The following is a 12,141-nucleotide window of genomic DNA, read 5'->3' on the forward strand; positions in this document are numbered from 1 at the left end:
TAGATTCTCGCCAGACTGAGTCTCAAATAGGGTTCCCCATCAAAACCATTCCAAGAGGAATCGCTATATAAATGGGTCCTACCTCAGCCCCTTCAATTCCTCAAACGTATAGGGCGTCTGCTTGTCCTTCGTCTCCGCCCGCCATTTGGCGACGTCTTCCGCGGTGACGGGGGTTTTCCAACCGGCCCATTGGACGCCGATGTAGTTGGCGACGGCGGCGAGCTGGTCGTCCTTGTACATGGTTTCCAAGGGCGGCATCATGCCGGCGGCGTAGGTTTCACCGGTGCCGAGGGGGCCTTGCAGGCCCTTCAGGAGCACGTGGACCAGGTAGGACGGGTCCTTGATGCGGTTGTTTTTGGCGAAGACGGGGGCCATGAGGCCGCCTTCCACTTTCAGGCCGTTCACACCATCGCCGTGGCACTCCTTGCAGAAGCCGGTGAAGATCGTGTAGCCGGCGCGGTAGGGTTCCAGCTCCTTGGGAAGCTTCTGGCCCGCCTTCTGGAGCAGGGCGACGGAGCCATTGACGGGCTTCGTGTCCTCCAGCGCCTTGAGCGTCTTCGCGGCGGCGGGTGTGTGCACGGTCCGCAGGGTGGTGTAGAGCTGGCTGAGAACGGTGGAGGAGGGATCGGCGGCGAGCGACACGAGCGCTGCCTCCAAGTCCGGGGATTGAGCGACCATCGTTTCCGCAATGGCGATGGCAGTGGTGCGCACGTTTTCATCCGCGTCCTTCAAGGCGGTGGCGACCTCGGCGAAGGTGAGGCTATCGAGGCTCTGCAGGCAGCGCATGGCCAGCAGGCGTGAGTTCGGGCTGGCATCCGTGAGCGCGGTGCGGAGCGCGGGCACGGCGGACCGATCCTCGCGGCAGACGATGAGCTTCTGGGCGGTATCGCGCCACCAGCCATTGGGGTGGCCGAGGAGGCCGACGAGCTCGGTGCTGGATTTCGCGGTGAACGCGGGACGCGGATCGAGCAGCTTCCTGTCCTTCGGCACGAGGCGCCAGATGCGGCCGCGCTGGTGGACGCCGAGCATGTTCCACTCCTTCGCGCGGTAGTAGCGGGCGATCCAGCGCGGGTTCGGGTCCTGCGTGCGCTCGGTGGGGAACCACTGGGATTCCTGGACGATGCCGCGCGACATGTCCGCGATGTAGAGGCCGCCATCCGGCCCGATATCGGTCCACACCGGGCGGAAGTAGGTGTCAGGGCTGCGGATGAACTCCGTGCCCTTGAAGTCCGGATGCGGCACGGCCACGCGCACGCCATCGCGTTCCTCGAAGGCGACGATCTTCACGCAACGCCGCACCGGGTCCGGGATGACGTAGGAGCCGGTGTAGCGGCCGAACTGGCGGGTGCGCAGCATCGTCTGGCCGCCGGTGGCAGTCACCTCGTGGCCGGGATCGGTGGCGTCATCCACCTCGCAGATGAAGTTGGCGTATTTGACCGCGTCCTCGGAGGGCGGCGTAGCATTCGGATAGCCGCCGAGGCTCTGCCAACCCTGGACCGGGACGCTGTTGCCGCTGCCGTAGAGGCGGCCGACATCGTCATGCGCGAGGCCCCACTGGCCGTAGCGCGGGATGTTTTTCACGGCCTGGAGCTTGCCGTCCTTGAAGCGGAGCGCGCGCGAGGTTTCGTAGATGCGGTTGTCCACGTTCCAGACGAGGCTGTCGTCCTGGTGCTCGATGTTTCCGCCCACCGGACCACCGGCGAGGGCGACCTCCTTGCGGTCGGCGACGCCGTCCTTGTTGTCATCGAAGAAGGCCCAGATCGTGTTGTCATTGGACATCCGCACCAGGATGCGGTCGTGGAGCGCGATGATGGAGCGGGGCAGCATCAGCGAGTCCGCGAAGACGGCGCGCTTGTCGAAGGTGCCGTCGCCGTTGGTGTCCTCGAGCTTCACCACGCGGCACTTCGGCTCGAACTGGCCGGTGGCGTACTGGTCCTGCATGTAGGTATTCCACTCGCAGACGAAAAGCGCGCCGTCCGGATCAAAGGCGAAGCACACCGGCTCCTGGACCATCGGCTCGGAGGCCACGAGCTCGAGTTGGAAGCCCGCGGGCACCTCGATGAGCTTCTGGCTGTCCTGCGCGCTGAGCGGCCGCAAGGTGCCGTCCTTCTGGAGATTCGGGCTGTTGAGCGGCTCTGCGGAAGCGGCCGCGACGAAACAGCCGATCAGCATGCCGATGGCCATGCGCCTGAGGCCATGATGACCCACACATCCCCCACTTCGAACCGACAGCACCTTGGATCCTCGCATAAAATTTCGCCGGAATACCCCGAAGCATTCCCCGTCCTTTCACGCAATCCCAACGCGTGGACTAGGTCCGGAGAAATGGATGCAAGGGTAAGTGCCTCATGCATGTAGCGGAAATGTAGCGGAAGAAACGCTACAAAAGTGTTACAAAAACCGCTACCAGAGAAGAGAAGAGTAATAGACTACACGACGTACGAAACGGCTCCCGAAGCCGCTCTCCGCCCCTCCCGGTGGCCTATGGAATTTCCAGCTTGCCCGGCGAGCCGTGCTTCGGATGTTAGGAGGCCATGAGCACTCACGCGAAAGCCGTCACCATCCATCCGTATTTCCAGATCCACGCCGGGAAGATCGAGGACTTCGTCGCCAACATGACGGACTTCACGAACCAGACCGCCACGGAGGAAGGCTGCCTCTACTACAACTTCACCCTCAACGGCGATGAAGCGTTCTGTCGCGAGGCCTACACCGATGGCGATGCCGCACTCGCCCACCTCGCGAACGTGGATGCCCAGATCAAGCGCGCGCTGGAGCTGTCCACCATGACGCGTCTGGAGATCCACGGCCCGGCCGAGGAGCTGGAAAAGATGCGCGGACCGCTCGCCGGACTGAATCCCGCCTGGTTCGTCTATCAGACGGGGCTGACGAAATAAGTGGCATCGACCGGCGCACGTTTTCCCTCATGATGGAGCGGATGGTTTCCGCCAAGCCGCTCCCAGATTCCCCATCCGTGCAATACGGCCTGGTACTTTCCGACCTGCATTTGTTCTCGGTGCGCTCCGTGGGCGGGAAGTGTCTGTCCGCCATCCGCGAGGATCTCGCCTCCGCGAGCGTCATCGTCCTCAATGGTGACACTTTCGATTTCCGCTGGAGCACCGTTGGCAACGAAGAGCGCACGATTGCCGCGGCCTTCGAATGGTTGCGGGCTTTTGTCACGGATCACCCGCAAGCCGAGATCCATTTCGTCATCGGCAATCACGATTGCCTCGCCGCTTTCACGTCCCGGCTCGATGCCTTCGCCACCAGCCTGCCGCGTTTCCACTGGCACGAAACCGTTCTCCAGCTTGGCGGCCATCTCTTCGTCCACGGCGACTGCGCCCACCGCCCGATGGACGCCGCTGGCCTGGACCACTACCGCGCGGTCTGGAGGCATGACAAACCGCGTCACCGCCTGCTCGGCCACGGCTATCGCATGGCGGATCGGCTCGGCATCACCTGGCTCGCCCACCGCAGCCACTTCACCCGTGCCAAAACGCTTGCACGCCTGACCTGGTATCTCGACCGCACCGTTCCCGGCTGGCGGGAAACCACCCGCGACTGCTACTTCGGCCACACCCACCTCCCCTTCCGTGACTACGAGCGGGATGGCATCCGTTTCCACAACACCGGCTCCGCGATCGGGGGCAGTCCTTTCGCGCCAATACGGTTCGCGCTCCCCAGCTCACCGATTTCTCCAACTCGGGAATTCCTCCCAAAATGAATCCCGGCGAATGCCGTTTCTCACTCGGAATCGCGCCCCAAGAATGATCGGATCGGCGCACGCGGATGATCGCCTTCCCATCGCTCCAACAGGAACTCGCCCGGCAGCTGCGGGAGGCGCGGGTGGATCATGAGGCGTTCGCGATGCCGTTGAAAATCTGCGAGCTGGCGGAATGCCGGGCGACGTGCTGCCACGACGGCGTGTTTCTCGAATCTGAGGAGCGGGAGGTGATCGCGGACGTGGTGGAGTCGCACGCGGAGACACTGGCGGAGTATGGCTGGACGCCTGCGGAAATCTTCCAGCGCATGGAGGATGGGCGTTGGAAGTCGGTGACGCTGCCGGATCATTCGCCCGCGGCTTCGTTTCCGACGCATTTCCCGAAGACGCGCTGCGTGTTTCTGGATGCGGAGCACCGCTGCGTGCTGCAGCGGCTGGCGATGGATACGGGCCGCCATCCGTGGTTCTGGAAGCCGGTGTCGTGCTGGATGCATCCGATCCTGTTGAAGCCGGGTCGTCGCGGCGAGCGGCCGCTGTTGACACTGGCGACTGCGGAAAACGATCCGGTGGCACATCCCGGCTATCCGGGGTTCTCCGCTTTTACTCCCTGCGGGATGCCTTGTGAAGGCGGTCCGCCCGCTCGCAAGACGTTGGCGGCGGAGCTGGATCTGCTCGGCCATCTGGCGGGCCGCGACGTGTGCGGCGAGCTGGCAGCGGTGGCGGAGGAAGACCGCTGAACCGGACAACTTGTCCCCAAAGGGGTACGGTCAAACATACTTCCAGCGACAGATGGATGACGTCAACCTCGCGGGATGCTATCGAGATTTGCGTTACCCCTTTTGCTCATGGCTCTTCCCTCCGCTTTCGCCGCGCCGATCCTGTTGGAAACCGGCACCACCACGCTCCGGCTCGATGTGAACGATGGCAAGGTGGCCGCAACCTACTTCGGGCCGAAGGTGCGGAATGAAGAGGATCTCACCGTGCCCGCGGATTCCGCCACGTTGTTCTATCCCTCCCACTGGGATGCGCAGACCGGTCCGCACGGCATCGCGATCACGCAACCGGATGGGCAGCTCGCGCTCGATCCGGTGTATGAATCGCACGCCATCACGGATGCGGAGGGCGGCAAGCTGCTGCGTTTGAATCTGAAGGACCGCCGTTATCCGGTGACACTGGCGGTGTGCGTGCTGGCGCATGCGGATTCGAATGTCTTCGAGCGTTGGGTGGAGGTAACCAACGGTGGCGACAAACCGATCGTGCTGAACAAGGCCGCCTCGGCGACGCTGCACTTCAAGGCGGACAAGTATTTCCTCACTTCGTTCCCCGGCACCTGGGGACGCGAGGCCTCCACACGCGAGCAGGAGATCGTGCAAGGTGGCAGCGCTCTGCTTCGCTCCGGCTCGACTCCGAAGGGAGCGGCGGATGGCAGCCCGGCGTTCATCCTCTCGCTCGACAAGCCCGCCGAGGAAACCACCGGCGAGGTGGTATTGGGCGCGCTCGCGTGGTCGGGCAACTGGGCGTTCCAATTCGACAACAACGCGACTTCGAACGAGGTGGACGCAAGCTTCGGCTACGATCCCGGCTACTCCGCCTACACGCTGGATGCGGGCAAGACCTTCACTACTCCGCGCCTGCTGCTCACGCGCTCGAACCACGGCACGGGCGAGGCCTCGCGCAATCTCCACCACTGGGCGCGCTCCGGCGGCATCCGCTGCGGCGACCAGACCCGCGACATCCTGCTGAACTCGTGGGAAGGCGCGTATTTCAAGTTCGATGAAAGCGTGCTGCACGGCATGATGGACGGCTGCAAGCAGATGGGCGTGGAGCTCTTCGTGCTGGATGACGGCTGGTTCGGCAACGCCCATCCGCGCGACAACGACAAGGCCGGCCTCGGCGATTGGCAGGTGAATGCGACCAAGCTGCCGCACGGCATCGAAGGCCTCGTCAACGCGGCGAAGGAACGCGGCCTCAAGTTCGGCATCTGGGTGGAACCGGAGATGGTGAATCCGCAGAGCGACCTCTACGAGAAACACCCGGACTGGGTGGTGGCGATGAAGGATCATCCGCGCCGCGAGGGCCGCAACCAGCTCGTGCTCGATCTCGCCCGTCCCGAGGTCCGCGAGTTCATCCACGGCGTGATGGACAAGTTGCTCACGGAGAACCCGGGCATCGTCTACATCAAGTGGGATTGCAACCATACCATCGTCGATCCCGGCAGCGGCGCGCTCGCTCCGGACCGCCAGCAGAATCTCCAGGTGGACTACATCAAGGGCTACTACGAGGTGCTCGACAAACTCACCAAGGCGCATCCGCAGGTGGTGTTCCAGGCCTGCGGTTCCGGCGGCGGCCGCGCGGACTATGGCGCGATGAAGTATCACCACGAGTTCTGGACCTCGGACAACACGGACCCGTATGACCGCGTGTTCATCCAGTGGAGCCACAGCTATCTCTTCCCCGCCATCGCGATGGCCGCACACGTCACCGAATCACCGAACCACTACAGCCAGCGCGTCACACCGCTGAAGTTCCGTTTCGATGTGGCGATGAGCGGCCGCCTCGGCCTGGAGCTTTCGCCCAAGAAGCTCACGCCGCAGGAACTCGACTACGCCAACAAGGCGGTGGCCGAGTACAAGCGCATCCGCCCCGTGGTGCAGTCCGGTGATCTCTATCGCCTGAAGAATCCCTACAAGGGGGATCTCGCCGCGCTGCAATACGTGCGCGAGGAAAGCGGCGCGAAGCATTCCGTCTTCTTCGCCTACCTCAAGGAACACCGTCTTATTTCCGGTTACGGTCCGGTGGCCCTGCAAGGGCTCGATCCCGCGAAGCGCTACAAGGTCGTGGAGATCAACCGCGATGGTGAGAAGATCAAATACGCCAAGGACCCGAACGCTTCCATCGTGGCCGAAGATGGCAAGACGCTCGGCGGCGATTTTCTGATGACCCGCGGGCTTGCCATCAACTGGTCGTGGCGCGCACTGCAATCGGTGGCGGTGGAGATCACGGAGGTGCCGTGAAATCCACCGGCCACGATGGCCCGGCTTCCCCCGCTGAGCACCATGAAGGGAAGCCGGACCTTGTGGGGGGAAATCATTGGGACGCCCATGCGCGGAGGAAGGCCTTCGGTGTGGTGGCTGGATTCGAATTCACCAGATAGAACGAGCGATAGCTCCAGCCGGGCGAGAGCACCGGCAGGGCAAGACCCGTCTGCAAAGCCGTGGCTTCGGTCACAGGCATCTCCCTCACCTGCGAGGTGGTCCAGGTGGAGAGAGTGATGCCGCCCTGGATGTGATAGATCACGCCATCAGCGGTAGCCGTAAGATCGGTGGCTCCGGTGAAAGCCGGTGTGGTGGAGGAACCGCGCACCGGCACGGTCAGCGTGAGGGCTTTCACCGCGCTGCCGCTGATGGTGAACGTGGCGACCTTGCTCACCATCTTGCCGGAGGAGGCACCGGACATCGGTTTGCCATCGAAGGCGAACTCGTTGAGGTTGCTGCGGCCGTCGTTGTCCGGGTCCGCCGTTTTCGCATCATTCGTACCGGCGGTGAGTCCGCCATTGTAGCCCCACTCGATATAAGGATCCGGATTTACGCCGGTGGTCACGTTCAACAAACCGGTGCCGGTGATGCGGCTGGTCTTGTGGGTGGCGGTGGAGGAAAGCGAACCCCATGTCCCGGACACCTGGCGGATGCCGTCGATGAACAGTTCGTCGATGATGTCGGTTCCGGAGTACGATAGATTCAGTATTCCGCCGTTGGACAGCTTCACATCCGAACCATTGGCGATCCATGCGGCGCTGATGGAAAGCGTGCCTCCGGCGACCTGAGTGGCGCCCGTGTAGGTATTCGCTCCGGTGAGGGTGAGCGTGCCGCTGCCGGTCTTCGTCACCCCGCCGGTGCCGTAGAGGACACCGGAGAAGGTGGTACTGGTGTTGTTGCCGCCGATCCCCAGCGTGTTCGCACCCAATGAAGCGAAGCCGCTGCCTTCCAGCGAGCCGATCGTCACACCGGGTGAGGCATGCACGCCGATCTCCAGCGAGGCATTTCCGTACACCTTCATCGTTGCGGTGCCGCCGCTGCTGTTCTCAAAGAAACGGATGAACGCCCCCGTGCCCCCATTGGTGCCGCCATTGGCGATGACGGTTGCATTGCCCGCGGTGGATTGGGCGGCGAAGTCTGTGCCCGCTCCCCAGTTCACGTTCGAGGTGGTCGCACCGAGACCGGTGAGTGTGGCATTCGCAGCGGTCGAGCTTCCATAAAAGACGGTGCGCCCGCCAGTGGCATTGGCCTTGGTGCTGGCCCGGCTGGTGAAGGTGGCGCTGCCTGCGGTGGCATGGTCCGTGAAGTTCGTGTAACCGCCGGTACCGCCATCCGCCGCCGCTCCCTCGTTGTCAAAGACAGCCTGATCCGCACTCGAGCTGCCGAGGAAATTGCACACGCCGCCGTAGCCCGCCGTGGCCATCCCGCGATTGTGAACGGTGGCGGTTCCCGCTTTCGAAGTGGCGTAGAAATAGGCCGATCCCGAGCGGAAACTTCCGCCTTCGTTCTCGAACACCGCGTTCTCCGCGTTCGCGCTGTTGTAGAGGATGGTGGTGCCTTCCTGGCCATTCGTCACCGCGGTGCCTTTGTTCCGGAACAAGGCCGAGCCGCCTTTGGTCGAATGATAGAGCAATGTCCTGCCACCCGCCGCGCCGCCCTCGTTTTCGAAAGTGGCATGGTCGGCGCTGCAGTTGTCGCGTACCATCGTGACGCCACCTCCGCCTACAGCGGAGGCAGACGCACGGTTGTAGAACTTCGCGGTGCCCGCGGTGGTGGTGTGGCTGAACTTGGTGTAACCCGAACGAGCAGTCGCAACGGTGGAGGCGGCATTGTCGAAGGTCGCATTGCCCGCCGTCGAAGTGTCGAAGAAATCCACCGTGCCACCGTTGCCATTGCCGATGGTGGCGGCCTGGTTGAGAAAGGCTGCATTCGCCGCCGTGGAGCTGTTGGAGAACTCGACGCCGCCATAGCCGGCACCGCCTTCGTTGGTGATCGAGGCGCTGCCCGCGCTCGCCGAATTGTAGAACAGCGTGTATCCGCCGTAGCCGTTCTGAAAGGAGGTGGCTTTGTTGAGGAAGCTCGCGCTTCCCGCCGAGGAAGTGTCGCTGAAGATCGTAGTGCCATACGCTCCTGCGGCCTGCGTGATGCCGTTCTGGGTGAAGCGGGTGTTGGCGGCGGCGGTCGAGCTGCCGGTGAAAGCGATCCGCCCGGCATTGGCACCGCTCGCGGTCACCACGAAATTCTGAATCGTGGCACCATAGTTCACCAAGCCCGCTCCCCCGAAGGCGAGCGTGCGGGAAGGCCCGATCGTGAGCGCATAAGCCGGAGCGTTGTTGTTGAAAACGAGGCTTCCCAGCGGCACATCCGCCGAGAAGCTGATCGACGTCAAACCGGATGCTCCGAAGATGGCGGTATCCGTGAGCGAGGATGGCACGGTGGCCGGGCTCCAGTTCGCGGCGGTGTTCCAGTATCCGGTGGTGGGAGCGGCCAGCCACTGGGCGCTTCCCGCATGGGCGCGGGGGATGAATACCGGCAGCAAGGGCAGCCACCGGAACATGGGGTGCAAGGACGTTTTCATGAACAGCAAGGGATGAGCCCGTCATCGTAGCCTCCCCGCTCCACACCGGTATCCCCCGGCCGGGGGATATTTGGCCTGACAAACGCCCGCCTGCCGGAGCACCATCCGGCGCATTCCATGGAAACCCTGACATCCAGGCAGATCCGATGGTTCAGCGATGGCATTCACTCGATCCATCGCGCGGAGAGCCGGACGGAGGTGGCGGAAGCAACCATGGCCGCGGTCGAAACGATCATCGGCGGCGAGCACGGCTACTTCTTCGAGTTCTTTCCCGATGGCGGCATGCAGTTGCTGGTGCAGCGCACGGGCTCCGCTTTGGCCGCGGTGCTGCCCGCGCTGGCTGCGTTCCATCGCCAGCATCCGGGCGTGCGCTTTTGCATCGAGGATCCGGTGGGCGGCTCCAGCCAGGTGAGCGATTTCCTCGGCACCGCCGCATGGCATCGCACGGACATCTATCAGGAGTTCTGCAGGCCGCTCGGCATCGAGGAAAACTGCGGCGTGGATTTCCGTCCGACAGGTTTGAACAAACATGCCATCGTCTTGAACCGCGGCCGGCGCAGCTTCACCGGGCGGGATCGCCTGCTGTTCGATCTGCTGCGGCCGCATGTCACCACCGCATTGGAAAACGTGGCGAGGCGCGAGCGGATCGAAGCCGCCACCGATGGCAAGGGCATCCTCGTCGGTCCAGAGGGCCGCGTGCTATGGATGCCGGAAAGCGCGCGCCGATTGTTGGAGGGCTTCTTCCCGGAAGTCTCCGAACGTCGTCTCCCCGGCGAAATGCTGCGGTGGTTGCGGCGGCAAACCGAACACTGGGCCACTGCGGATGAATCGGCCGCGGCTCCTCCCCGCCCGTTTCATTTCATCCGTGCAGGGCACCATCTAACCGTTCATTGCACCGCGGCCCGCCAGCCGGGAACCTGGCTGCTGCTGCCGGAAGAACAAGGCACACCTCTCCACCTCCACGGCCTCGGCCTGACCCGCCGCCAGACGGAGGTGCTCGCGTGGCTGGTGGAGGGCAAGGCGAACAGCGAGATCGCCATCATCCTCGGCATGGGCGCGGAAACGGTGAAGACCCACATCAAGCAGATCTACCAGCGTCTCGGAATCGAGAACCGCGCCGCCGCCATCGCGCTCGTCCACCGGCGGTCGCATCGCGGCCGATAAGAAGAGAGAAGAAGAGAGATGTCCCGCGAAGGCGCGGTATTGTTCCATTGCATGAACCCTTTTCTGCTCCTGTCCGCCGTCTTCGGCTTGTCCGTCATGGGCCTGCATGGTGCGGAGCCAACCTGGTTCCGCATCCACAACCGCTGGTATCCGAATGAATCGCTCGGCGAAGACCAGGGGAAAGCGGTGTGCAAGGAAGCCCGGGGCGATGCCTACCTGTGGCGAACGGAAACGCGCAACGGCCGGACCCGTTTGTTCAACAAGGCCACCGGCCACGCCTTGCAGGCGGACGCGGGAGTTTCACTCTGTGCGACGGCGGACTCCAGCAATGCCGCCCAGGCATGGACACTGGAAACCGTCTCCGGCCCGTGGGTCGGCCTGCGCTCGAATGCCAGCGGCTGGCTCAACATCGAGCACCGCCTCGGCGGTCCGGAGTCGGACATGACCGTGAAGCCGACCGAGCAGGACCGTTGGTCGGGGCAATGGGAGCTGCTGTATGCCGGTGGTTCCCGGCCGCTCGTGCCGGGACGGATTTCGGTGACGAGCCCCGCGTATGGCGGTGACATCGCCTCGGCCACCACCATCGAACTCGCCGCTCCCGGCTTGAAGCAGATCGCGGTCAGCGGTTGGGCTGAAGGCAAGAAGGTTGATCTCACCTCGGTGGCCCTGGATGCGGAGGGTCGCGGCCATTTCCGCTTCGACCCTTCCGCTTTTCCAAAGGGGCCGCTCACCTTGAAGCTGCAAGGCAGCGGTGATGTGGCGAAAGACATCTGCTACCTCCAGCTCTATCACACCGCTGGCAAAGCACGTGCGACGACGGACAAGCTGCCGCCCGGCGCGGAAGGCATGAAGCTCGCCTTCTCCGATGAGTTCGACAAACCGCTATCCATCTCCCGCGATGGCAAGGGCGCGACCTATGCCGCACACAAGCCCGGTGGCGGCGACTTCAGCGGCATCCCCTTCTCTGATTTCGAAGGAGCTTCCAATCCTTTCTCCCAGCGCGATGGCTTCCTGCGCATCCGCGCGGATGAGACGAAGAACTCCACCGGCCTGCTGTCCTCGCTGCGGATGGATGGCACCGGCTTCACCGCGAAAGCACCGTGCTATTTCGAGTGCCGCTTCATCGCCCAAACGGCACCGGGTACGTGGCCCGCCTTCTGGATCATGACCGCGGACACGTGGAAGGGCATGAAGACCCCGGTGGATGAACTCGATGTCATCGAGGCCTACGGTGGTGAAGGCCCCGGCCAACCGAACGCGCCAGGCTACGAGATCACCAGCCACTACTGGAACCAAGGGCCGGATGGCGCGAAGGACACCAGCCAACCCGGCCTCCACAAGCAGGTGCTCCTCCCCACCTTGCCCGGTGCCTCCGGTGCGAGCTGGTACGAGGACTTCCATACTTACGGCGTGAAGGTCGGCCTTGATGACACGATCTACTATTGCGACGGGATCGAAGTCGGTCGTCACCCGACCGCGAAGCTGTCCCGCGAGCAGCCGTTCTTCTTTTTCATCAACCTCGCCATCGGCGGCACCAGCGGGTGGAAGAAGGATCTCTCCCGCTACGGCGGCATCGCGGACATGTATGTCGATTTTGTGAAAGTCTATCACGGCGGGAAATGATGCGGATTGCCCTTCCGCCA

General features: G+C 63.5%; 8 protein-coding genes. 6 read left to right on the forward strand and 2 right to left on the reverse strand.

Annotated elements, in window-relative coordinates; translation table 11 throughout:
- Positions 1-78 precede the first annotated feature (78 nt).
- The gene (locus tag KBB96_RS16010; RefSeq protein ID WP_211630501.1) at positions 79-2,172 is read right to left on the reverse strand and encodes a DUF7133 domain-containing protein; all 2,094 of its coding nucleotides are present in this window, start codon (positions 2,170-2,172) and stop codon (positions 79-81) included.
- A 362-nt stretch (positions 2,173-2,534) separates the two neighbouring features.
- Between KBB96_RS16010 and KBB96_RS16015 the strand changes: the two genes are divergently transcribed.
- The 4 genes from KBB96_RS16015 to KBB96_RS16030 all read left to right on the forward strand — a co-directional run bounded on the left by KBB96_RS16015 (position 2,535) and on the right by KBB96_RS16030 (position 6,735).
- Complete coding sequence (locus tag KBB96_RS16015) at positions 2,535-2,897, forward strand: putative quinol monooxygenase (protein ID WP_211630502.1); 363 nt, start codon at positions 2,535-2,537, stop codon at positions 2,895-2,897.
- A 77-nt stretch (positions 2,898-2,974) separates the two neighbouring features.
- Complete coding sequence (locus KBB96_RS16020) at positions 2,975-3,724, forward strand: metallophosphoesterase (RefSeq protein ID WP_211630503.1); 750 nt, start codon at positions 2,975-2,977, stop codon at positions 3,722-3,724.
- Between the two features lie 65 nt (positions 3,725-3,789).
- Positions 3,790-4,458, forward strand: a complete 669-nt coding sequence (locus KBB96_RS16025) for a DUF3109 family protein (protein ID WP_211630504.1) — start codon at positions 3,790-3,792, stop codon at positions 4,456-4,458.
- 108 nt (positions 4,459-4,566) lie between these two features.
- Positions 4,567-6,735: an alpha-galactosidase gene (locus tag KBB96_RS16030; RefSeq protein WP_211630505.1), complete on the forward strand. Its 2,169-nt coding sequence runs from the start codon at positions 4,567-4,569 to the stop codon at positions 6,733-6,735.
- A gap of 73 nt (positions 6,736-6,808) precedes the next feature.
- Here KBB96_RS16030 and KBB96_RS16035 read toward each other — a convergent pair whose 3' ends face one another.
- Positions 6,809-9,334: a beta strand repeat-containing protein gene (locus KBB96_RS16035; protein WP_211630506.1), complete on the reverse strand. Its 2,526-nt coding sequence runs from the start codon at positions 9,332-9,334 to the stop codon at positions 6,809-6,811.
- A 117-nt stretch (positions 9,335-9,451) separates the two neighbouring features.
- Here KBB96_RS16035 and KBB96_RS16040 point away from each other — a divergent pair, with 117 nt between their 5' ends.
- Together KBB96_RS16040 and KBB96_RS16045 are read left to right on the forward strand one after the other, a co-directional pair.
- A complete protein-coding gene (locus KBB96_RS16040; RefSeq protein WP_211630507.1) occupies positions 9,452-10,498 on the forward strand; it encodes a helix-turn-helix transcriptional regulator in 1,047 nt (348 codons plus the stop codon).
- A 51-nt stretch (positions 10,499-10,549) separates the two neighbouring features.
- Positions 10,550-12,121, forward strand: a complete 1,572-nt coding sequence (locus KBB96_RS16045; RefSeq protein ID WP_211630508.1) for a LamG domain-containing protein — start codon at positions 10,550-10,552, stop codon at positions 12,119-12,121.
- Positions 12,122-12,141 lie beyond the last annotated feature (20 nt).

This window comes from Luteolibacter ambystomatis, from assembly GCF_018137965.1.
Classification (GTDB): domain Bacteria; phylum Verrucomicrobiota; class Verrucomicrobiia; order Verrucomicrobiales; family Akkermansiaceae; genus Luteolibacter; species Luteolibacter ambystomatis.

What these genes read in the sequence shown, in the direction of transcription:
- KBB96_RS16010 (WP_211630501.1), bottom strand. Translation starts at nt 2,172, where the DNA reads ATGCTGATCGGCTGTTTCGTCGCGGCCGCTTCCGCAGAGCCGCTCAAC.
- KBB96_RS16015 (WP_211630502.1), top strand. Translation starts at nt 2,535, where the DNA reads ATGAGCACTCACGCGAAAGCCGTCACCATCCATCCGTATTTCCAGATC.
- KBB96_RS16025 (WP_211630504.1), top strand. Translation starts at nt 3,790, where the DNA reads ATGATCGCCTTCCCATCGCTCCAACAGGAACTCGCCCGGCAGCTGCGG.
- KBB96_RS16030 (WP_211630505.1), top strand. Translation starts at nt 4,567, where the DNA reads ATGGCTCTTCCCTCCGCTTTCGCCGCGCCGATCCTGTTGGAAACCGGC.
- KBB96_RS16035 (WP_211630506.1), bottom strand. Translation starts at nt 9,334, where the DNA reads ATGAAAACGTCCTTGCACCCCATGTTCCGGTGGCTGCCCTTGCTGCCG.
- KBB96_RS16040 (WP_211630507.1), top strand. Translation starts at nt 9,452, where the DNA reads ATGGAAACCCTGACATCCAGGCAGATCCGATGGTTCAGCGATGGCATT.
- KBB96_RS16045 (WP_211630508.1), top strand. Translation starts at nt 10,550, where the DNA reads ATGAACCCTTTTCTGCTCCTGTCCGCCGTCTTCGGCTTGTCCGTCATG.